This window comes from Methylophaga nitratireducenticrescens, assembly GCF_000260985.4.
In the GTDB taxonomy this organism is placed as follows: domain Bacteria; phylum Pseudomonadota; class Gammaproteobacteria; order Nitrosococcales; family Methylophagaceae; genus Methylophaga; species Methylophaga nitratireducenticrescens.
This window is the reverse complement of record NC_017857.3, coordinates 634,572-655,245: the sequence shown is the minus strand read 5'-3', so window position 1 is coordinate 655,245 and position 20,674 is coordinate 634,572. Positions and strand designations below refer to the sequence as shown.

23 protein-coding genes are annotated in these 20,674 nt (G+C 43.4%); 12 read left to right on the top strand and 11 right to left on the bottom strand.

All coding sequences use genetic code 11. From position 1 onward, the window contains the following. Positions 1 to 3 precede the first annotated feature (3 nt). Together lysA and lptM are read right to left on the bottom strand one after the other, a co-directional pair. A complete protein-coding gene (lysA, locus tag Q7A_RS03055; protein WP_014705869.1) occupies positions 4 to 1,257 on the bottom strand; it encodes a diaminopimelate decarboxylase in 1,254 nt (417 codons plus the stop codon). A gap of 2 nt (positions 1,258 to 1,259) precedes the next feature. After that, complete coding sequence (lptM, locus tag Q7A_RS03050; RefSeq protein ID WP_014705868.1) at positions 1,260 to 1,388, bottom strand: LPS translocon maturation chaperone LptM; 129 nt, start codon at positions 1,386 to 1,388, stop codon at positions 1,260 to 1,262. A gap of 205 nt (positions 1,389 to 1,593) precedes the next feature. On the opposite strand from lptM, the gene pilB reads away from it, so the two are divergent. From pilB to yacG, 6 genes are read left to right on the top strand one after another with little or no spacing between them, the layout of a single operon-like run. Beyond that, positions 1,594 to 3,312, top strand: a complete 1,719-nt coding sequence (pilB, locus tag Q7A_RS03045) for a type IV-A pilus assembly ATPase PilB (RefSeq protein WP_014705867.1) — start codon at positions 1,594 to 1,596, stop codon at positions 3,310 to 3,312. Between the two features lie 3 nt (positions 3,313 to 3,315). Next, positions 3,316 to 4,563: a type II secretion system F family protein gene (locus Q7A_RS03040; RefSeq protein WP_014705866.1), complete on the top strand. Its 1,248-nt coding sequence runs from the start codon at positions 3,316 to 3,318 to the stop codon at positions 4,561 to 4,563. 4 nt (positions 4,564 to 4,567) lie between these two features. Continuing rightward, positions 4,568 to 5,437: a prepilin peptidase gene (locus Q7A_RS03035; protein WP_014705865.1), complete on the top strand. Its 870-nt coding sequence runs from the start codon at positions 4,568 to 4,570 to the stop codon at positions 5,435 to 5,437. Between the two features lies 1 nt (position 5,438). Further along, positions 5,439 to 6,047, top strand: coding sequence for a dephospho-CoA kinase (gene coaE, locus Q7A_RS03030; protein ID WP_014705864.1), 609 nt, complete (start codon positions 5,439 to 5,441; stop codon positions 6,045 to 6,047). A gap of 45 nt (positions 6,048 to 6,092) precedes the next feature. Beyond that, on the top strand, positions 6,093 to 6,863 hold the full coding sequence (gene zapD / locus Q7A_RS03025) for a cell division protein ZapD (RefSeq protein ID WP_014705863.1): 771 nt from the start codon (positions 6,093 to 6,095) through the stop codon (positions 6,861 to 6,863). Positions 6,864 to 6,865: 2 nt separating this feature from the next. Continuing rightward, a complete protein-coding gene (yacG, locus tag Q7A_RS03020) occupies positions 6,866 to 7,051 on the top strand; it encodes a DNA gyrase inhibitor YacG (protein ID WP_014705862.1) in 186 nt (61 codons plus the stop codon). 56 nt (positions 7,052 to 7,107) lie between these two features. On the opposite strand, the gene mutT is transcribed toward yacG, so the two are convergent. The 6 genes from mutT to Q7A_RS02990 all read right to left on the bottom strand — a co-directional run bounded on the left by mutT (position 7,108) and on the right by Q7A_RS02990 (position 11,628). Next, positions 7,108 to 7,509: an 8-oxo-dGTP diphosphatase MutT gene (gene mutT / locus Q7A_RS03015; protein WP_014705861.1), complete on the bottom strand. Its 402-nt coding sequence runs from the start codon at positions 7,507 to 7,509 to the stop codon at positions 7,108 to 7,110. 3 nt (positions 7,510 to 7,512) lie between these two features. Beyond that, complete coding sequence (locus tag Q7A_RS03010) at positions 7,513 to 7,698, bottom strand: zinc-finger domain-containing protein (protein WP_014705860.1); 186 nt, start codon at positions 7,696 to 7,698, stop codon at positions 7,513 to 7,515. Between the two features lie 17 nt (positions 7,699 to 7,715). Continuing rightward, a complete protein-coding gene (nadA, locus tag Q7A_RS03005) occupies positions 7,716 to 8,828 on the bottom strand; it encodes a quinolinate synthase NadA (RefSeq protein WP_014705859.1) in 1,113 nt (370 codons plus the stop codon). A 42-nt stretch (positions 8,829 to 8,870) separates the two neighbouring features. Next, positions 8,871 to 10,649, bottom strand: coding sequence for an aspartate--tRNA ligase (gene aspS / locus Q7A_RS03000; RefSeq protein WP_014705858.1), 1,779 nt, complete (start codon positions 10,647 to 10,649; stop codon positions 8,871 to 8,873). 71 nt (positions 10,650 to 10,720) lie between these two features. Next, positions 10,721 to 11,353 (bottom strand): DUF502 domain-containing protein, encoded by a 633-nt coding sequence (locus Q7A_RS02995; protein WP_014705857.1) that lies wholly within the window; start codon positions 11,351 to 11,353, stop codon positions 10,721 to 10,723. Between the two features lie 8 nt (positions 11,354 to 11,361). Then, positions 11,362 to 11,628 carry an FmdB family zinc ribbon protein gene (locus Q7A_RS02990; protein WP_014705856.1) on the bottom strand — a complete coding sequence of 89 codons (267 nt, stop codon included), beginning with the start codon at positions 11,626 to 11,628 and terminating at the stop codon, positions 11,362 to 11,364. Positions 11,629 to 12,659: 1,031 nt separating this feature from the next. Here Q7A_RS02990 and Q7A_RS02985 point away from each other — a divergent pair. The 6 genes from Q7A_RS02985 to Q7A_RS02960 all read left to right on the top strand — a co-directional run bounded on the left by Q7A_RS02985 (position 12,660) and on the right by Q7A_RS02960 (position 16,853). Beyond that, positions 12,660 to 13,106 carry a plastocyanin/azurin family copper-binding protein gene (locus tag Q7A_RS02985; RefSeq protein ID WP_014705854.1) on the top strand — a complete coding sequence of 149 codons (447 nt, stop codon included), beginning with the start codon at positions 12,660 to 12,662 and terminating at the stop codon, positions 13,104 to 13,106. A gap of 171 nt (positions 13,107 to 13,277) precedes the next feature. Beyond that, the gene (gene petA, locus Q7A_RS02980) at positions 13,278 to 13,871 is read left to right on the top strand and encodes a ubiquinol-cytochrome c reductase iron-sulfur subunit (protein WP_014705853.1); all 594 of its coding nucleotides are present in this window, start codon (positions 13,278 to 13,280) and stop codon (positions 13,869 to 13,871) included. A gap of 5 nt (positions 13,872 to 13,876) precedes the next feature. After that, positions 13,877 to 15,082 carry a cytochrome b gene (locus tag Q7A_RS02975; protein WP_014705852.1) on the top strand — a complete coding sequence of 402 codons (1,206 nt, stop codon included), beginning with the start codon at positions 13,877 to 13,879 and terminating at the stop codon, positions 15,080 to 15,082. Beyond that, positions 15,079 to 15,789 (top strand): cytochrome c1, encoded by a 711-nt coding sequence (locus tag Q7A_RS02970; protein ID WP_014705851.1) that lies wholly within the window; start codon positions 15,079 to 15,081, stop codon positions 15,787 to 15,789. The genes Q7A_RS02975 and Q7A_RS02970 overlap by 4 nt, the downstream gene beginning before the upstream one ends. Before the next feature lie 32 nt (positions 15,790 to 15,821). Beyond that, entirely contained in the window at positions 15,822 to 16,442 is a 621-nt protein-coding gene (locus Q7A_RS02965) for a glutathione S-transferase N-terminal domain-containing protein (protein ID WP_014705850.1), read from the top strand. A gap of 3 nt (positions 16,443 to 16,445) precedes the next feature. Further along, positions 16,446 to 16,853, top strand: coding sequence for a ClpXP protease specificity-enhancing factor (locus Q7A_RS02960; protein ID WP_014705849.1), 408 nt, complete (start codon positions 16,446 to 16,448; stop codon positions 16,851 to 16,853). Position 16,854: 1 nt separating this feature from the next. On the opposite strand, the gene Q7A_RS02955 is transcribed toward Q7A_RS02960, so the two are convergent. The 3 genes from Q7A_RS02955 to Q7A_RS02945 all read right to left on the bottom strand — a co-directional run bounded on the left by Q7A_RS02955 (position 16,855) and on the right by Q7A_RS02945 (position 20,624). Next, positions 16,855 to 18,231, bottom strand: a complete 1,377-nt coding sequence (locus tag Q7A_RS02955) for a sigma-54-dependent transcriptional regulator (RefSeq protein WP_014705848.1) — start codon at positions 18,229 to 18,231, stop codon at positions 16,855 to 16,857. A gap of 194 nt (positions 18,232 to 18,425) precedes the next feature. Further along, the gene (locus Q7A_RS02950) at positions 18,426 to 19,883 is read right to left on the bottom strand and encodes a sensor histidine kinase (protein WP_014705847.1); all 1,458 of its coding nucleotides are present in this window, start codon (positions 19,881 to 19,883) and stop codon (positions 18,426 to 18,428) included. 57 nt (positions 19,884 to 19,940) lie between these two features. Beyond that, positions 19,941 to 20,624 (bottom strand): hypothetical protein, encoded by a 684-nt coding sequence (locus Q7A_RS02945; protein ID WP_238595942.1) that lies wholly within the window; start codon positions 20,622 to 20,624, stop codon positions 19,941 to 19,943. Between the last annotated feature and the right edge of the window lie 50 nt (positions 20,625 to 20,674).

The window sequence follows — 20,674 nt, the reverse complement described above, 5'->3', positions numbered from 1 at the left end:
GGATTAATCCTGCAATATCTGCTCACTTGCATAGAGACTTTCAACCGATTCGCGTTGTCGCGCCACATGCATATTTGTTCCATCTACCATAATCTCAGCCGCCCGTGGCCGTGAGTTGTAGTTGGAACTCATGGTAAAACCATACGCCCCAGCAGAGCGAATCGCCAGTAAATCCCCGCTTTGAATAGCCAGACTGCGATCCTTGCCTAAAAAGTCACCGGTTTCACAGACTGGACCGACAATGTCAAAGTTCTGTTCAGCTTCATCTATCCGAGGTTTAACGGCTTCAATTGCCATCCATGACTGATACAGGGCTGGGCGTAATAAATCGTTCATAGCAGCGTCAACGATGGCGAAGTTTTTGGCTTCTGTGACTTTGATATATTCCACTTTCGTCAACAATACACCGGCATTGCCTGCAATCGCCCGACCAGGTTCCAACATGATTTCCAGATCACGATCTTTTAATAATGCCTGCATCGCTTTGGCATATTCAGCTGGAGTCGGCGGTTTTTCATCGCGATAACAAATCCCCAGTCCGCCACCGATATCGAGATGTTTAATATGAATGTCCTGCTCCGCCAACGCATCGATCAACGCCAACACACGTTCCAGAGCATCAACAAATGGGGAAACAGAGGTCAGTTGGGAACCAATATGGCAATCCACACCAATCACTTGCAGATTTGGTAACGATACTGCCTGTTGATACACTGCCAGCGCATCATCAATGGCAATGCCAAATTTGTTTTCTTTCAGGCCAGTAGAAATATATGGATGGGTTTGCGCGTCAACGTCTGGATTTACCCGGATAGAAATTGGTGCTGTTTTTCCAAGGTTGACTGCGACATCACTGATACGCTGCAATTCAGAAATCGATTCCACATTAAAACAGCGAATACCCGTTTTCAGCGCATAATCAATTTCTTCAACGGTTTTACCAACCCCGGAAAACACGGTTTTCTCTGCTTGGCCCCCTGCCGCAATAACGCGAGCCAATTCACCGGCAGACACAATATCAAAACCCGAACCCAGTCTGGCCAGCACATTCAGCACTGCCAGATTTGAATTGGCTTTTACGGCATAGCAAACCAGATGTGGGTAAGCACTGAATGCATCATCAAAGGCTTTCCAATGCTGTTCGAGTCCAGCTCTGGAATACACATAAGTAGGGGTGCCAAACTGCGCCGCTAAATCCATCAATGATTGTTGCTCGGCATACAACTCACCGTGTTTTTGAGTGAAATAATCCTGCATTTTTAGGCGACCTTCACAGAATTAGCTTGTCCTTCCGGCAGGTATAAATCACCCTTTAAACCGCATGAAGCCAGTATTGACGTGGTACACAGAACAAAAGCCAGAACTTTCCAGCCAGGTATTTTTCGCATGATATCTTCCCCGATGCTTTAATGGCAGGCAGTATACACAGGAATATCCGCGACAGGCCCACATTGGAAACTAGAATTTATTATTTAACTTACATACTATTAAGCTCTATTTATTTTTCATAGCCACTACTGTTTGAAGCTACAAAAAATAAATAGACCCTAGTGCATTGAACGTAAGCAGTATATTAAGGAATCACGTCCAGTAATGGCAAATATGACAGCACCAATTAGATTAAGCGGTCTTGCTAGGCGACTAGTCAGTGAAGGATTGCTGAGTGAAGAGCAGGCACATACTGCTCAGGTCACCGCTAAACAGGCCTCACAATCTTTTGTGACCTATCTGGTCAATAATAAATTACTTAAAAGTGATGTAATTGGTGCTATTGCTTCGCAGGAGTTTGGGGTTCCTCTGTTTGATCTTGATAGTATGAATATGGAGCTTGCCCCTACCAGTCTTTTTCAGGAAAAACTGATTCGTCAGCATAATGCTTTACCGTTATTTCAACGGGGAAAACGCTTATATATAGCGGTATCCGATCCAACGAACCTGCAAGCACTGGACGAATTTCAGTTTAATACCGCGCTGAATACCTTTCCAGTTTTGGTTGATGAGCAGAAATTATCCATCACTATTGAAAAGGCTCTGGATAATAAAAACCAGGTTTTAGATGATTTTGATGACGCGGAACTGGATGATATTGATCTTGGGCCGGATGATGATGCCGAAGCTGGTGCTGAACTGACTGAAAAAAATATTGATGACACGCCTGTTGTCAGATTTATCAATGGCATTTTGACTCAAGCGATTAAAGCGGGTGCATCAGATATACACTTTGAACCTTATGAGAAAAAATATCGAGTCAGAGTGCGTATTGACGGTATTTTACATGAAACAAAAACAGCTCCTGTCGCTTTAGGGGGAAGGATTGCCGCTCGTCTTAAAGTTTTATCACGTATGAATATTGCTGAACGTCGGGTACCTCAGGATGGCCGAATGCGGTTGAAGATTTCCAAATCCAAAGCCATCGATTTTCGTGTCAGTACTTGCCCAACCTTGTTTGGTGAAAAAATCGTATTACGTATTCTGGACCCAACCAGTGCCCAATTGGGGATCGATGCCCTGGGTTACGAGGAAGATCAGAAAAAAATCTTTATGGAAACCATGCATAAACCCTATGGCATGGTGCTGGTCACCGGCCCGACGGGTAGTGGTAAAACCGTTTCTTTGTATACAGCACTGAATATTCTCAACACTGACGATCGTAATATCTCTACAGCAGAAGATCCTGCTGAAATTAATCTTCCCGGCATCAATCAGGTCAATGTACATCCGCAGATTGGTTTGGGATTTACTGAATGCTTAAGAGCGTTCTTACGGCAGGATCCAGACGTTATCATGGTGGGTGAGATCCGCGATCTGGAAACGGCTGAAATTGCCATTAAGGCTGCGCAGACTGGTCATATGGTGTTTTCAACATTGCATACCAACGATGCTCCCCAAACACTTACCCGTTTGGCCAATATGGGTGTGCCTGCGTTTAATATTGCCTCCGCCGTAACATTAATTATTGCGCAGCGTCTGGCACGTCGACTTTGTCAGCATTGTAAAAAGGGAGAAACATTACCAAAAGAAACCTTGATTGAAGAAGGTTTCAGTCCTGAACAAATTGCGACAGATTTCAAAGTTTACCACGCTGTAGGTTGCGAACATTGCACCGAAGGGTATAAAGGTCGTGTTGGTATTTATCAAGTCATGCCCGTATCCGAAGCAATGGGCCGCATGATTATGGAAGGCGGAAATTCGATTCAACTTGCGGATCAGGCAAAAGCTGAAGGGATTGATGATTTGCGTGCATCCGGTCTGAAAAAGGTCATGGCCGGAGCGACTAGTTTGGAAGAAATTAACCGCGTCATTAAGGAATAAACCGTGGCCACAGCAGCTAAAGCTAAACGCAAACCTAAAAAAGCCGAATTACCGAACCTGTTTATCTGGCAAGGCACAAATAAATCCGGCCGGAAAGTTAAAGGTGAACAAGCGGGTGAGAGTGTTCAGGCTGTTCGTGCAGATTTACGCCGACAAGGTATTACGCCGGGAAAAGTACGACGCAAACCCAAGGATTTATTTGCTCCCCGCAAACCCAAAATCAAACCGGTTCACATTGCAATCTTTAGCAGAATGCTGGCCACTATGATGTCTTCCGGTGTGCCGATGATGCAATCACTGCAAATCATTGGCGAAGGCCATGAAAATGCCAGCATGCAGGAAATGATTCTGGCGATTAAAGCCGATGTTGAATCAGGCACCAGTCTGGCGGAGTCATTAGCCAAATTCCCGTTACATTTTGACGATCTCTATATCAGTCTTATCAACGCCGGTGAACAGTCCGGTACGTTGGAAGCCCTTTTACATGAAATTGCGACCTATCAAGAAAAAACTGAAGCACTGAAATCCAAAATTAAAAAAGCGCTGGTCTACCCTACTGCCATTATGGTGGTGGCGTTTATCGTCACGGCGATTTTGATGATTTTTGTTATTCCACAGTTCCAGGCTTTGTTTACCGGGTTTGGTGCGGACCTACCGGGCCTAACCAAAATGGTCATCAGCATTTCCCAGGTATTTCAGGATTACTGGTGGTTAATTTTCGGCAGCATTATTGGTTCGGTAATGGGCTTTATGGCAGCACGACGCCGCTCTCGCAAGGTTCAGCATTTTATGGATCGTATGTTATTAAAATTGCCGGTTATTGGTGATGTATTAACAAAAGGTGCAATTGCCCGTTTTGCCAGAACCTTTTCGGTTATGTTCAAAGCCGGCGTGCCAATGGTTGAGGCGATGACCTCGGTAGCGGGTGCAACGGGCAATATCGTCTACAACGAAGCGACATTGGAAATGCGCGATGATGTCTCAACAGGTACTCAATTAAATAAAGCCATGACCGATACCGAGCTGTTCCCTAATATGGTGATTCAGATGGTTTCCATCGGTGAAGAATCGGGTTCTTTAGACGCGATGCTGGCAAAAGTCGCTGATTTCTTTGAGCGTGAAGTAGATGATGCCGTTGATAATATGACCGCATTGATGGAGCCATTTATTATGGCTTTTCTCGGGGTGTTAATCGGTACGCTGGTTATTGCAATGTACTTGCCGATTTTCAAACTCGGCGCTGTCGTTTAATCCTATGTCGCTAATTTATCTGCTGGAAACCTCCAGCATTTTTTTTATTGCCAGTATTTTCATTCTGGGATTACTGGTCGGCAGCTTTCTCAATGTGGTGATTCACCGACTGCCGCTGATGATGCAGCGTGAGTGGGCCCAACAGTGCCATGAATTGATTGGAACGACTGAACCTGAGACAGATGAACTTACGTTAAGCAAACCGCGTTCTCGCTGCCCGCATTGTGGTCATGCGATTACTGCATTGGAAAATATTCCGGTACTCAGTTATCTCGCTCTGAAAGGTCGTTGCAAGGAATGCAAAGCGCCAATTTCCAAACGCTATCCGCTGATTGAATTATTCACTGCAGTGATCTCGGCGATAGTGGCATGGCACTTTGGTTTCGACATTGCCGTAGTGGGCGCCTTATTGTTAAGTTGGGCTCTGCTGGCATTGACGTTTATCGATGTTGATCATCAACTGTTGCCCGACAGCATTACTTTACCCTTATTGTGGTTAGGACTCAGTTTTAACCTGTTTGCTATCTATACCGACATTAGCTCTGCCGTTATTGGTGCCATTGCCGGTTATCTGGCGCTTTGGCTGGTGTATCACGCCTTTCGTTTGGTCACAGGTAAGGAAGGCATGGGCTATGGCGATTTTAAGCTGCTGGCAGCCTTGGGAGGCTGGATGGGTTGGCAGGCGTTACCGATGATCATTTTATTATCCTCTTTAGTCGGTGCATTGGTTGGTATCAGCCTGATTTTGTTAAAACAACAGCATCGTGATATTCCCATTCCATTTGGTCCCTATCTGGCAGCAGCCGGTTGGCTGGCGCTGGTCTGGGGCGACTCCCTGACCACCGGATACCTGAATTGGAGCGGATTAAGCTGAGATGGTGTTTCGGGTTGGCCTAACCGGCGGAATTGCATCGGGCAAATCAACTGTCTCAACATTATTTGCAGATCTGGGCGTTACTGTTATTGATGCCGATATTATTGCTCGCGAACTGAGCCAGCCTGGTACAACCCAATTCCATAAAATTGTTGAGCAGTTTGGCAATCAATACGTGCTTGCAGATGGCCAGTTAAACCGACCAGCATTACGCAAGCTTTTGTTCTCGGATGCTGCAGCCAAAAAAATGCTCGAACAGATCCTGCATCCAGCAATTCGCCAACAACTGTTACAACAGGCAGAAAATGCCAAAAGCCGTTACTGTATTTTGAGTGTACCGTTATTAATTGAAGCCAAGATGCAGTCGTGCGTGGATCGTATTTTGGTCGTTGATGTGGATCACCAAACCCAACTAGCCCGTATGCAAACCCGAGACAATCTAACCATTGAAGAGGCTGCTCAACATCTTGCGGCTCAATCAAACCGCGAACAGCGATTGCAATGTGCTCACGATATCATCGACAATAGAGATGGAATTGAAAAATTGAAATTTCAAGTCACTCAACTGCATGCGTTATATTGTCAGTTGGCTGAGACAGCGCAAAATTAATCCCGGTCATCAAGCTGACCTTATGTAAATGATAAAAAACACACTATGCCCGACGTTATCACATACGAACAACCACTTAATGAACGCATAAGAACATTCCTGAGACTGGAATTTCTGTTGGCGCGCGTGGACTTTGCCATGCAGCATGATGATGAAATGAGTCATCGTGAAGCCATTGATGCCATGTTGAGTATGTTGCAGGTATTTGAGCGTGGCGATATGAAGTCCGAAGTGACCAAGGAAGTTGAACGGCTGATTACCAATCTATCCGCATTGGAAAACTCACCCGGTGTCGACAAAGAAACCTTGGATGCATTACTTGCTGAATTGGACCAGACGCTTGATGCTCTGCAGATTCGTAAAACTTCCATAGGTCAGGTTTTAAAAGAAAATGAATTTCTTTACAGCATCCGTCAGCGTTCCAGCATTGCCGGCGGCACTTGTGATTTTGATTTACCTGCCTACCATTACTGGTTACAACATTCCTCTGTTGAACAACGCCAGCAACAATTAAATTACTGGCTGGAACAGTTTGTAGCAGTACGTGGAGCGATAAATATTTCGTTGCAACTGATTCGTGGCAGTGCTGGTTTCAGTGGTGCTCAGGCAGAGAAGGGATTTTACCAACGCAGCCTGGACAGTAATCTGCCAACCCAGTTAATTCGGGTTCGTATTCCGTCAAGCACGCCTTATTACCCGGAAATAAGTGGTGGCAAACACCGTTTCACGGTGCGTTTTATGACGTTTGATATTAATCAACGTCCTCAACAAATTAATGATGATGCGGATTTTCAGCTTAGCTGTTGCACGATGTAATTATGGTATTGAAAGTAAATTGTCCACAATGCGGACGTAAAGTTGAATGGATTGATGACAACAAATGGAAGCCGTTCTGCTGTGAACGCTGTAAATTAATTGACTTGGGTGAATGGGCGGCGGGAAATCACCGCATACCCGGAGAATCGGTTATTGATCCGGAAGACGATGCCAATTCGTTTCATTAATTATTACTAATGCGCTTTCTTAATCACTACTGGCGGCGATGAAATAACTCTAGTTGCTAAACGAGGTAGAGGTTAGTTAACCGCTCAATAATCTGCATATTCGCAGCGGGAAACTCTCTGGCAGATAATTCAGCTAAGGGACACCACACCAAAGGCTGTCCTTCCTTGCCCGTTGCTTCACCGGAAAATTCTGAGACTAACCAGACATCAAGCTCGACCTGCAATTCTGGATAATCATGAATGATCTGCATTAAGGGTTCAGCCTGCTCAACCTGTAAACCGACCTCTTCGTGAATTTCCCGCTGCACAGCCTCTAACCGCGTTTCATTGGCTTCACGCTTGCCTCCAGGAAACTCCCACAGATCACCTTGATGCTGATGTGCATGACGGCGTGCAATTAAAACCTGTTCATCATTATTAACAATAATCGCAACAGCGACTTGCAGACGTTTTTTCATCAATCAATTTTTCAGCACAAATAGTGTACTGCAGTACGGACACAATACTTCACCATGGCTTTTGATTTCAAGATATACCCGTGGATGAGCATTCCATGCCGGCATATCCGGCATGGGACAGCTGATAGGCAAATCTTTTTTGCTCACTTCATAGCGTCGCTGTGTACAGGCTTGTTTGGTCTCTGACATAACGCGCTACTCCTGAATTAAATTGGTAAGGCGAGCATTCGATCCAGCGCCAGTTTGGCCTCTTTAGCAGTCACCGGATCCACTGACACCTGATTAACCACATGGCCTTCCACTAGGTTTTCCAGTACCCATAACAAATGCTGCGGGTCCACACGGAACATGGTCGAACACATACATACGGTCGGTGACATAAAGTGAACAGATTTACCCTGATCCTGGAAACGTTCATGTAAACGATTCACCAGATTCAATTCGGTACCCACCAGCCAGCGGGTGTTAGGTTCACTGTTGGCGATCGTGTTCACGATATATTCAGTGGAACCGACATAATCTGATTTCTGGCAGACTTCAAAGCTGCACTCCGGGTGAGAGATGACTTTGGTTTCCGGATATTTTTCCAGAAAGTTATCAATCTGTTGGGGCTGGAACATCTGATGTACAGAACAGAAGCCTTTCCACAGAATAATTTTGGCTTTCTTCAACGCTTCCGGCGTCAATCCACCCAGTGGTTTATCAAAATCCCACACCACCATTTCTTCCAGTGGAATACCCATCTTGTAACCGGTATTACGGCCTAGATGTTGATCCGGGAAGAACAGTACTTTTTCGCGTTGAGCAAATGCCCAATCCAGCACATGGGGTGCATTGGTAGAAGTACAGACAATACCGCCATGTTTACCACAGAAGGATTTCAGGTCTGCAGCCGAATTGATATAGGTGATCGGCGTAATCATCTCATCCGGATCCAGCACTTCACTCATTTCCTGCCAGGCACGATCCACATTTACCCGGTTCGCCATATCAGCCATTGAACAACCGGCGGCCAGATCGGGCAAAATCGCGATTTGATCGGGACGGGAAAGGATATCCGCTACTTCCGCCATAAAATGCACACCACAGAACACAATGTACTGAGCATCTGATTCGGCAGCATTGCGTGAAAGCTTTAGCGAATCACCTGAAAAATCTGCATGTTTGAAAACTTCATTACGCTGGTAGTGATGCCCCAGAATAACCAAATCATCGCCCAATTTCTGTTTAGCGGCATCAATACGTTGATCGCATGCCTCATCATCAATTGAGAAGTACTGTTCAAACGGGATTGCCGTTGTTGCTAGTTTTGTAGCCACTTCGCTTTCCTCTTAAATCCGCTATTGCTGTTTTGCTCAGACTTATGCTGTTGGCACTCTACGCAGACGAATATTCAATTCTTTCAACTGTTCATCACTGACGTGGCTTGGTGCATTGGTTAACAGACAAGCCGCTGACTGTGTTTTCGGGAAGGCCATTACATCACGAATCGATGCTGAGCCCGTCATTAACATCGCCAGACGGTCCAGACCAAATGCCAAACCACCATGTGGTGGACAACCATATTTCAATGCCTGTAACAGGAAGCCAAATTTCTCTTCCGCTTCTTCAGCAGGAATACCCAGCATTTCAAATACTTTCTGCTGCACATCGGTTTTATGGATACGAATCGAACCGCCGCCCAACTCAGTTCCGTTTAATACCATGTCATATGCACGAGACAGACACTTACCTGGATCGTTGCTTAATAGATCAATGTCTGACTCTCGTGGCGCAGTGAAAGGATGATGCAATGCATACCAGCGCTGCGTTTTGTCATCCCATTCAAACATTGGGAATTCAACCACCCATAACGGGCGCCAGCCATGTTCAACCATATCTAAATCATGGCCAATTTTGACACGTAAAGCACCCAAAGATTCATTCACAACTGAAGCTTTATCGGCACCAAAGAACACCAGATCACCTGTTTCAGCTGCCGTTCTTTGCAGAATCGCATCAACCACATTATCCGGCAGAAATTTCAGAATAGGTGACTGCAAACCTTCCCGGCCAGCCGCAAGATCATTCACTTTAATGTAAGCCAGACCTTTTGCACCGTAGATGCTGACAAATTTGGTGTAATCATCAATTTCTTTACGGCTTAAAGAGTTGCCACCTGGTAAGCGTAAAGCAGCCACACGTCCATTTTCATCATTGGCTGGTGCAGAGAAGACTTTAAAATCAACACCCTGCATCAAATCACTTACATCAACGAGTTCTAACGGAATTCGCAGATCCGGTTTATCACTGCCATAACGATCCATGGCGTCTGCATAGGTCATTCTTGGGAAAGGATTCGGTAACGGTTGCTCTAATACATTGGCAAACAGATCGCGGATCATTTCTTCCATCAATTGCATTAAATCTTCTTCTTCGACAAAAGAGGTTTCAATATCCAATTGGGTGAATTCCGGTTGGCGATCAGCACGCAAATCTTCATCGCGGAAGCAACGAACAACCTGGTAATAGCGATCCATACCGGCCACCATCAGCAGTTGTTTAAATAACTGTGGAGACTGTGGCAATGCAAAAAAATCACCAGGATGGGTGCGACTTGGCACCAGATAGTCACGGGCACCTTCCGGTGTCGCTTTGGTCAGGATAGGTGTTTCAATATCCATAAAGCCGTGATTATCGAGATACTGGCGTAATTGACGGATAATCTGTGAACGGAAACGCAGCTTTTGCAGCATTTCCGGGCGACGCAGATCGATATAACGATGCCGTAGCCGAATATCTTCATTAACTTCAGCCTGTTCAGTCAATGGGAACGGCGGCGTTTCGGAGCTATTTAAAATAGTCACGCGCTTGGCAATAATTTCGATTTTGCCGCTTTTTAAATCAGTATTTTCACTGCCCGCTGGACGCGGGTTTACCACACCTTCAATCTGCAAGACATATTCACTGCGAACTTTTTCAGCCACGGCAAAACTTTCGGCATCTTCCGGATTACAAACGATTTGCACCAGACCTTCACGGTCTCGTAAATCAATAAAGATAACACCACCATGATCCCGGCGACGATGCATCCAGCCTGCAACTTTTACCGTTTGTTCAATCAAAGATTCGTTTACATCGCCGCAGTAATGGCTACGCATAATTATTCCAACATCCAAAAATACTGTTTAACACTACACCTTTTATATGGATAAAAAGTGTCCGAAATTTTCTATTCAGTGAGCTGCTGATCCTGACGTTTCTTTTGATAGGCTTGTGAGTTTGGCACCACCACGCCCATCGAAATAATCATTTTCAGCCCCTCTTCTACCGCCATATCCAATTCAATAACATCGGACTCCGGCACCATCAACACAAACCCAGATGTAGGATTTGGTGTGGTCGGAATAAACACGCTGATGACATTGGCAATAGTTTTATCCTGCACTTCACCCAGATCATCCGATGTCATAAAAGCCAAGCTCCAGACTCCTTTGCGTGGATATTCCACCAATAATACTTTTCGAAACGATTTGGCATCTGTTGCCAGCACCGCTTCCATAATTTGCTTAACCGCTGAGTAAAGCGTTCTGACCAGCGGGATTCTTGCCAGTAATGATTCCCAGAACGCCACCAATCGACGTCCCAGTAAATTGGCCATTATCATGCCGGTGATTAAAACCAGTGCCACCGCCAGTAGCACTCCCAAACCGGGAATATGAAAACCAAGCAACCTATCTGGCTGAAAGGCATCCGGCAACAGCAACAGACTTTTATCTAAAAAACCAACGATTGCCCGAACCACTAAAAAAGTGACCCCAAGCGGCATCCAGACCAGAAGGCCCGCTATTAAATATTTACGCATTTAAATTATTAATGACTGCATCCTGTTCCACAGGTATGAGCAGCGGCAGTTGAACTGTCAGAGGTTCCGCTGTCAGCAAGGTTACGTTTTGAACCCGATTTAAAATCTGTTTCATACCAGCCCTGACCTTTAAGACGAAAACCCGCCGCTGAAATCAGTTTTTTCAGATTGGGTTGATGGCATGCTGGACAATCCACCAACGCATCATCACTGATCTTTTGCAACGCTTCAAAGTTATGATTACAGGCATCGCAGCGATATTCATAAAACGGCATGAGGTTACTCCCTAAAAATGAATCAACAAACAGCGCTGCTTATAAATGCGGCTAAAAATATTTGTTTCAAGCTTAAAATAGCCGATTATACCGAAAATTTAGTAATTCAGTCTTTGGCATTTTCACTAATACACTGATAATCCAGCGTAACCGGCATTATAAAATCTCTTCAAAATTAGCAAGGCATTTTTCAGTCTTTTATTTTTAAGTATGGCCATTTACAACAGACCTTAGTCCCCGTTTTGCTTCATCCAGAAACATTGCATTCATTAGTGCCTTACGTCACTGCGAATATATAGACACACAAGTTCAGGGAATTTTTATACAAAATTGTGCTATTTAAACAATTAAAGTCTTCTGCATTTCCCCAGTAGCAATTTTAAGGATTTACATGGCTTTTTGTCTGCCAAACTCAATTTATCGTTCGGTAAGTCATATCGTTGGTAATAGCATCTACCTTTATGGCTTCACCTTCAACGTCAAACTCGCGGAGTTCACGGCACCATGATCACGACGGTGGACAGCGTGCTTGAAAAGTTCTGGTTGAAAAAAATATAGCATTGACACAATACACATTACAAAAAACGCCTTCGTTTAATAAAACCACATTGCTAACAGCTTATTGTTCTTACAACAGAAGAGAAAACTATCATCATAGAGTTATGCCACAAGGCTAAATACTTACATGGGAAAAACACCAAACCTTGCTTTAAAGTGTCCGTTTGCTAATGTCTGGTAATTACAAAACTATCATGTACCAAATCTGTAACCTGTTTTTTAGCTTTCTTTCATCTAAGCCGTTATCAGTGACAAATTTTGTGAAATAGAATTGTGTTATTTGACACAAAAATGCCAGTAGCTATGGACATATCCCACAAATCACCAATATAGTTTCACAGTTTTGTGCTTGTACTACTTAAAAAAAGCAAGTCAAGACGAACAGCTTAATGTGTTCAGTGTGTGTTCAGTTTCGTTATGGGAGACTGGCGCCGCACTGAGGAAAATAACTCAAATATAGAGAGGAAATATTCATGAAATATGGCAAACCACTAATTGCTGCTGCTTTAGGTGCCGCATCTTTGTTTTCTGCAACTGTAATGGCTGAAAATCATGTTGTTTCAGCATCATTGACATCTTTTGACCCAATGGTTATCAAAATCCAACCAGGTGATACCGTATCTTGGGACACAATGAGTGGCCATTTAGTCAACACCAAATTTGTTACTAAAGATGGTGCAACTGATTATATTCCAGAAGGCGCTGAAGGTTTTATGTCTCAAATGGGGGAGAACTATCAAACACAACCCTTAACTGTTGAAGGCGTTTACCTGTATAAATGTGATCCACATTGGGGTGCTGGTATGGGCGGAGCAATCATTGTAGGTGAAGCAACTAATTTACAATCCTATGTCGACGCAAAGCCAAAGGGCGCTTTAAAACGTCTGGTTAAAAAAGTCCAGCAAGCGACTGCGGAGTAAATATTCAATCGTTTAAGCTAAGCTAAAAGCCCGTATTAATTGTGCGGGCTTTTTTGATCCAAAACATTTAACTTATGCTAAAATCTTTTGGTTTTTCAGCAAACACCTAAGCTTAGGTGTTTGCTGAATTTATATTAAACATCAAATAATATATCAGGGGATATTCATCTGATGAACAATTCTATAGATACTGGTAAAAGACGGTTTTTAACGGCCGCCGCTAGTGTAGTAGGCGGTGCCGGTGCAGTGGCTGTTGCCATTCCCTTTGTATCTTCTGTTGCGCCCAGCGCTAAAGCAGAAGCGGCCGGAGCCCCAGTACAGATTGATATAAGTCAGCTCGAACTAGGCCAATTATTAACAGTTGAGTGGCGAGGCAAACCGGTTTGGGTTTTTCGTCGTACAACAGAAGTGTTAGAAACGTTACCAACTTTGGACGATGAACTTCGTGATCCTCAAAGCGAAGTAGCTCAACAGCCAGAATATTGTCAAAATGAAACGCGTTCAATTCGTGATGAAATAATGGTTATGGTTGGTATTTGCACGCATTTGGGATGCTCGCCAACTTATCGGCCTGAAATTGCTCCCGCGGATCTAGGTGATGATTGGAAAGGTGGCTTTTTCTGCCCATGTCATGGTTCTCGGTTTGATATGGCTGGACGCGTTTATCAAGGGGTCCCTGCTCCAACAAATCTCGAAGTGCCACCTTATCATTTTCAGGGTGACAATATTGTAATTGTTGGTGAACACGCCCAAGGAGCTGCATAATGTCTATGATGGATTGGATTGATGACCGCTTTCCCGCAACAAAAATGTGGAAAGAACACCTTTCAGAATATTACGCACCGAAAAACTTTAACTTCTGGTACTTTTTCGGTTCTTTAGCCTTATTGATACTGGTTCTGCAAATCGTAACCGGTATATTTTTAACCATGAACTACAAACCGGATGCAAAGCTGGCTTTTGCGTCGGTTGAATATATCATGCGTGACGTAGAATGGGGCTGGTTAATCCGCTATTTGCATTCAACTGGAGCCTCGGCATTCTTCGTTGTCGTTTATCTTCACATGTTCCGCGGCTTATTATATGGGTCTTACAAGCAACCACGAGAGCTGATATGGATTTTTGGCATGCTGATTTATCTCGTATTAATGGCTGAGGCCTTTATGGGTTATCTGTTACCTTGGGGTCAAATGTCTTACTGGGGTGCTCAGGTTATTACCTCCTTATTTGGTGCCTTACCGGTTATTGGTGAAGATTTGGCGCTTTGGATTCGGGGTGATTACGTTGTCGCCGATGCCACTTTGAACCGTTTTTTTGCTATGCATGTTATTGCATTGCCAATTGTGTTATTAGGTTTAGTTGTAGCCCATATTCTGGCGCTTCATGAGGTTGGCTCCAACAACCCTGATGGTGTCGAAATTAAGAAAAATAAAGATAAGAATGGCAAACCGTTAGATGGTATCCCCTTTCACCCTTATTACACAGTGAAAGATCTCGTGGGTGTTGTGGTATTCCTATTTATATTTTCACTGGTTTTATTCTATATGCCAGAGTTTGGTGGCTGGTTCCTAGAGAAAGACAACTTTGTACCGGCTGACCCACTTAAAACCCCTGAGCATATCGTTCCTGTGTGGTATTTCACACCCTTTTATGCCATTTTACGTGCCGTTCCAGACAAATTAATCGGCGTTATAGCTATGGGATCAGCGATTGTTATGCTGTTCCTTTTACCATGGCTGGACCGTAGTAAAACCCGTTCAATTCGGTACAGAGGTCCTTATTTCCGCACTGCTTTAGTGGTGTTTGTGATTAGCTTTTTGTCGCTAGGATATTTAGGCACTCAGCCTGCGACGTCGCTTTATACTTTGCTGGCACAGATATGTACGGTTCTGTATTTTGCTTTCTTTCTTCTAATGCCGATTTACACAAAAATTGATAAAGATAAACCTGTACCAGAAAGGGTGACTTACAAATGAGAAATCTGATTTTTGCTGCTTTCGTTTCGATATTCAGTCTGTTCTCGACGCTCGCTTTTGCAGCGGGTCCGTCATCAAAGCTGGATAAGGTAGATATTGATTTAACCGATAATGCGTCATTACAACGTGGGGCACATACGTTTGTAAACTATTGTTTGAGCTGTCATGGTGCATCGTTAATGCGTTATAACCGTATGGCCAAAGATTTAGGTCTTACAGATGATCAAGTTGCTGATAATTTGATGTTTACCACCGATAAAATCGGTGACACCATGAAAATCGCTATGCGACCTGAAGATGCCAAACGTTGGTTTGGTGTAATGCCAGCTGATTTATCAGTGATTGCACGTGCCAGAGGCACAGACTGGTTATACACATACTTGCGTACCTTTTATCTTGATGATAGCCACCCAATGGGAACCAATAACCTTGCTTTTAAGGATGTAGGCATGCCGCATATTCTTTGGGAACAGCAGGGGTATCAGACGATTGATGAGCAAGGCCATCTGACTGTTGCACAAGAAGGCGAACTGACTCCTCGGGAATACGATATGATGGCCCGAGATCTGGTCAACTTTCTTGCCTATATCAGTGAACCATCAAAATTACAACGCTTAGCGCTTGGAAAATGGGTTTTACTCTACCTTGCGATTTTCTTTGTTATCGCGCTGGCACTGAAAAAAGCTTACTGGAAAGACGTTCACTAACGCTACATTCCAACACATAAGCAGTATTGCTAATGACAACACGTAATCGTAAACCGCTGATGACATTGTACTCTGACGTACAATGTCCATTCAGCCATCAAACCCGTATCGTAGTTCAAGAAAAACAAATTGATTGTCAAATTGTCTATCTTACTGATGGTCATTGGCCTGAAGAGGTCGCTTCAGCAAACCCATACGCTTACGGCCCGACATTATTTGATCGTGATATTGTGATTTTCCATTCACGGATCATTATGGAATATCTTGACGAGCGTTTTCCACATCCGTCTTTAATGCCTAATGACCCTGGTGCCAGAGCTCAAATGCGACTGATGCTGCATCGTCTGGAAACCGATTGGTTTTCAATGTGGCCTCAGTTATCTGAACGGGAGAAATCCCCGGCAACCAAGGCCAAAAAGACCTTACGTGAAGATCTGACTGTTCTGGCCCCCCTGTTTGAACAAAATGACTTTCTGATGAGTGATGAATTTTCTTTGATTGATTGTTATATCGCTCCTTTATTGTGGAGATTACCTTATTTGGGTATAAAGCTACCTGATTCAGCCAAAGCGATTGAACGTTATGCACAAAGAGTCTTTCAACGACAAACCTTTCAAGCAAGTCTGAGTGCTTCTGAGAAAGGAATGCGCTAAATAATGAGTATGTCTTCACAAAAGCCTTACCTGATAAGAGCAATTTATCAATGGTTACTAGACAATGGATGCACACCCTATTTATTAGTTAATACTGACAATGAAGGGGTTGTAGTTCCAGAACAGTACATTCGTGATGCCCGTATCGTTCTTAATCTGGCTCCTGATGCTATTAATGGATTGAATATGGACAATGCCCGGGTTTCCTTTTCGGCAAGATTTTCTGGCAAAGCGATGGATTTATTTATACCCGTGATTGCCATTCAGGCAATCTATGGTAAAGAAAATAATGAAGGTATGTTTTTTCCTGAAGAAGACCATACTCCGCCGTCTCCCCCTGATACGACTGAACCATCCACAACACCAACAAAAAAACCCAACGGTAAACCAAGTTTAAAACTGGTCAAATAAGTTACAGCTTATGCTTCTCCATGCGATAACGCATTGCCATTCGTGTTAACCCAAGTTGTCTCGCTGCTCTTGAAACATTCCCAGAACAGCGCTTTAGCGCAATCTCCAATAAGTATTTTTCGACTTGCTCCAGAGTCAGGTTATCCAGTTCCGATAGAGCTGCATTGCTTTGATGCAAACTGCTGAAAGGAGTTAATGAAACATCTGCATATTCAATCAACCCGTTTTTACAGAGCATAACCGCGCGTTCAAGTACATTTTCAAGTTCTCTGATATTCCCCGGCCACTCATATTTCTGCATTTGCTGCATGGCATCAATAGCTATTCTTGGCGGTTCCATTCGATAGCGTTTAGCAAATTGCTCAATAAAAAATTGCGCCAACTCTGCGATATCCTGTCGTCGATGTCTCAAAGGTGGTAATTCTATCTCGACGACATTCAACCGAAAATACAGATCGGCACGAAACTCACCGTCAACTACCATTTTATTAAGATTCCGATTGGTAGCAGCAATTACATGCGCATTAACCGGTATTTCTTTAGTTGAACCAAGTCTGCGTAAAAAACGACGCTCTATAATATTAAGTAATTTTGTTTGAGCTGAAAGTGATAGTGCTGCTATCTCATCCAGAAATAATGTTCCGTCCTCAGCCATCTCAATCAGGCCAGGATGGGCTTTTACCATACCTTGCTCAACAAAAGCCTCCTGACCAAATAGCTCAACCTCGACAGAATTTTCATGTAAGGTCGCACAATCCACTTGTACAAAAGGCCGATCATGACGCTGGCTCATTTGATGAAAATATCTGGCCAACAAGCCTTTGCCGGTGCCAGTTTCACCATTAATCAGAGCTACTGGCGTTGTGTCAGTATTTTTAGCCATAAGCTCTGCAAGTTGTTTTGCCTGCTTTCGGATAACTCTAATCTGTTGACTACTGCCAATTAGGTTAACAGGCTGATTGTTTTTTTGTGCACGTTGCTCCGCATAGCTCAGTTGACGACTGACAGTATGGTTATGAACTACTTTATCAATTGTTAACATCAGTTCATCCAGATCTACCGGCTTTTTGAGGTAATCTGAAGCACCAGATTTCATTGCATTAACAGCATCCTCCAATTCTCCGTAGGCTGTCATCATAATCACTGGCAGATTCTGCAGTGAGTGGCCATCCACTCGGATAGCGTTTAATACATCCAAGCCATTTCCATCCGGTAGTCTGACATCCAGAAGCAATACGTCAGGGGGTTCATTATTTAACAACACCACTCCGTTAGTAATAGTATCGGCAATATTGACTTTATAGCCTTCTCGTTCCAGCCTCCGCTTAACAGATTTGGCAAACAATCTTTCATCTTCAATTAATAAAAAATTCAGCATATAAGATCTCAGAAACTGTTTATCTTGTGTTGCTACCATTGGCAAACTACATTCGACAAAAGAAATAAAGCATATCTTGCAGCAATTCTATTGCTGCCATTGAATACTAAACGGACCTCCTTCCATGGCGGTAAAGAGCGATTACGAATTGTCTGTTTGTATAAGGCATAATGACAGCCAAATCGCGAGAACCTCTAGTGAACCGCTGTAGCCCCCAAATCGAACATGAGACTCACTCTAGCCCCTCCTTCAGGAAGATTTTCAAAACACAGTTCACCTTGATGTTGTTTGATCACTTTTTGAGCAAATGGAATACCCAGACCGCAATTCAGTTTTTTATGTAATTGGCTATTCTCTATACCCGGATTTTCCTCAAACCCAACACCTTGGTCATCAATTTGCAATCCAATTTGATACTGATTTTGCCAATAATAAATATCAATAACAGAGTTAGTCGGTGCAGCCTCGATTGCATTTTGCACTAAATTAAAAATCACCTGTTCCATCAGATTATTATCCATATTGACTTGATGAGCAGCGCTTGCCCATCCATGGCGTGACAATTTGATAGACTTCTCATTTAACTGCAGTTCAATCAACGATAAAGCATTGTCCGTCAGTTCGATGAGTGTTGACTCGACCAGTTGCGGTTTTAATGGATGTAAATACATTAAAAGGGAAGTTACCCAGTTTTCTAGCCTATCGACAGCAACAATAATATCTTTCAGAACCGCTCGACTTTCTTCATTTGCCTCTTCGATAGAAACCTGGGCAGCAGCACGAATTCCTGCTAATGGATTACGAATATTATGAGCCACTAAAGGCACTAGCTCTCCAAGAGCTGCCTGCTTCTTGGTTTCAATTAATTTGTCACGATTACTGGATAGCTCTTCAGCCATAGTATTAATTGCTAACGAAAGCCTTCGAAGCTCGTCCACCCCCATAAGTGGTATTTGATGATTAAAATCTCCGGTGCTGATAATTTTGGCACCCTTTGTAACATTACGCAGCGGTGCCAGCATATTACGCCTTACAAACCACTTTGAAATACTAAGTAATACCAGTGCAAGAATGATTGGCGTGGCTTCACTCAGAATCATTTTGCCAAACATACGTTCATCTGAATCAGTTAGATGTCTTTGCTGTTGCTGGAGATAGCGCTCAAGATCACCAAATGCCTTTTCCAACTGTCGAAAAGTTTGTTCTTCAAGCTGATGATCCAGCCAGGCTATATCTTCTAAGCTAAGAACATCAGCCCCAATGAAACGACTGGTTTCCTGATAAAACTTGCTATAAGCATTTTCGATATGGACAATCAGTGCCTCCTCCTCAGCGGACTGCGTGAGAGCTTTTAGCTTTAACAGATAACCGTTTATCCTTTCGACGAACAGGTAGTACTCCTCCACCGCCAGCGCATCATCCAGAAAAACCACATCAAATACTTCTTTCAACTGACGATAAAGATCACCGCGCAAATGTTGCACATGTGTATTGATTGAACTTAATCGCAACGATTGTTGAGAACTTTTCTGCCACGCCAGGGCCCAGTTAAAACTCATTAAGGCTGTCATGACAATCAACACCACAAAACTCAGTTCATGGAAACGTAAAGCACCCTGGATTGATTGAAGTTTTTTAAAACGTCTTTTCATATAAAAACGGGCTCTTAGGCCCGTTTTATAAATATATTATGGCAGATGACCACATTCCTACTCTGGTTCAAATCCCGTAAAAGTCACTTTCTCTTCTACCAGAACCGGTTCTCCTTCCTGCCAGGTTTTCCCATCTGGTACAACGGTTTTGATTTGGTAAATCTCACCAGGTATAGCTTCAGATAAGGTAAAAACATAATATTTGGACGAATACAATTTATAACGATCATTTTTGGGATCTTTGATGTAAGGCTGCACTGTGTACTCCCATGCCTTTACTTTTTCCCCATTGTAATCCACTTCAACTTGTTTTTTCTCGGCCCCCTCAGCAAATGACCAACGCAGTAAGCGCTGGAAATAACGCCATTCACCACCTGTTAGCCGTTTCATTTCATGTACATCATATTCCAAAAATAATACAAATATGCTGTTACCTCGTTGATCCAACCGTTCCTGATAAGGACGTTTATTCGGGCCGGTAAAAAATTCAAAATAGGTATCTGCTCGCCCTGTATTGCGGATGTTTTTAACCATGACCTCAATAGTGTCATTACGATTACCATCAACAAAACTGGTTTTGGAAAATTGATATTTCAGCACTCCAGGCTGGTCAATATTTTTGAGGTGTGATTTATCAAATAACTCATTATTAATTTCTGACATTCCCGGCGCTGCAAACGCTTTTCCACTTAATAGCATCATTAGTCCGAGCAAAAAAACGATATATTGGTTTGTCTTCACTGTTTGTTACCTCACGAATTTTTTTAGGTGTTATGCTTAAATTCTTATAT

Bases quoted from the DNA above. Each gene is read 5' to 3' on its own strand.
- mutT (WP_014705861.1), bottom strand. From the start codon at position 7,509: ATGAAAAAACGTCTGCAAGTCGCTGTTGCGATTATTGTTAATAATGAT.
- Q7A_RS02995 (WP_014705857.1), bottom strand. From the start codon at position 11,353: ATGCGTAAATATTTAATAGCGGGCCTTCTGGTCTGGATGCCGCTTGGG.
- Q7A_RS02970 (WP_014705851.1), top strand. From the start codon at position 15,079: ATGAGAAATCTGATTTTTGCTGCTTTCGTTTCGATATTCAGTCTGTTC.
- lysA (WP_014705869.1), bottom strand. From the start codon at position 1,257: ATGCAGGATTATTTCACTCAAAAACACGGTGAGTTGTATGCCGAGCAA.
- Q7A_RS02955 (WP_014705848.1), bottom strand. From the start codon at position 18,231: ATGCTGAATTTTTTATTAATTGAAGATGAAAGATTGTTTGCCAAATCT.
- Q7A_RS03035 (WP_014705865.1), top strand. From the start codon at position 4,568: ATGTCGCTAATTTATCTGCTGGAAACCTCCAGCATTTTTTTTATTGCC.
- yacG (WP_014705862.1), top strand. From the start codon at position 6,866: ATGGTATTGAAAGTAAATTGTCCACAATGCGGACGTAAAGTTGAATGG.
- Q7A_RS03010 (WP_014705860.1), bottom strand. From the start codon at position 7,698: ATGTCAGAGACCAAACAAGCCTGTACACAGCGACGCTATGAAGTGAGC.
- aspS (WP_014705858.1), bottom strand. From the start codon at position 10,649: ATGCGTAGCCATTACTGCGGCGATGTAAACGAATCTTTGATTGAACAA.
- Q7A_RS02985 (WP_014705854.1), top strand. From the start codon at position 12,660: ATGAAATATGGCAAACCACTAATTGCTGCTGCTTTAGGTGCCGCATCT.
- zapD (WP_014705863.1), top strand. From the start codon at position 6,093: ATGCCCGACGTTATCACATACGAACAACCACTTAATGAACGCATAAGA.
- coaE (WP_014705864.1), top strand. From the start codon at position 5,439: ATGGTGTTTCGGGTTGGCCTAACCGGCGGAATTGCATCGGGCAAATCA.
- lptM (WP_014705868.1), bottom strand. From the start codon at position 1,388: ATGCGAAAAATACCTGGCTGGAAAGTTCTGGCTTTTGTTCTGTGTACC.
- pilB (WP_014705867.1), top strand. From the start codon at position 1,594: ATGGCAAATATGACAGCACCAATTAGATTAAGCGGTCTTGCTAGGCGA.
- Q7A_RS02975 (WP_014705852.1), top strand. From the start codon at position 13,877: ATGATGGATTGGATTGATGACCGCTTTCCCGCAACAAAAATGTGGAAA.
- Q7A_RS02960 (WP_014705849.1), top strand. From the start codon at position 16,446: ATGAGTATGTCTTCACAAAAGCCTTACCTGATAAGAGCAATTTATCAA.
- petA (WP_014705853.1), top strand. From the start codon at position 13,278: ATGAACAATTCTATAGATACTGGTAAAAGACGGTTTTTAACGGCCGCC.
- Q7A_RS02990 (WP_014705856.1), bottom strand. From the start codon at position 11,628: ATGCCGTTTTATGAATATCGCTGCGATGCCTGTAATCATAACTTTGAA.
- Q7A_RS02950 (WP_014705847.1), bottom strand. From the start codon at position 19,883: ATGAAAAGACGTTTTAAAAAACTTCAATCAATCCAGGGTGCTTTACGT.
- Q7A_RS02965 (WP_014705850.1), top strand. From the start codon at position 15,822: ATGACAACACGTAATCGTAAACCGCTGATGACATTGTACTCTGACGTA.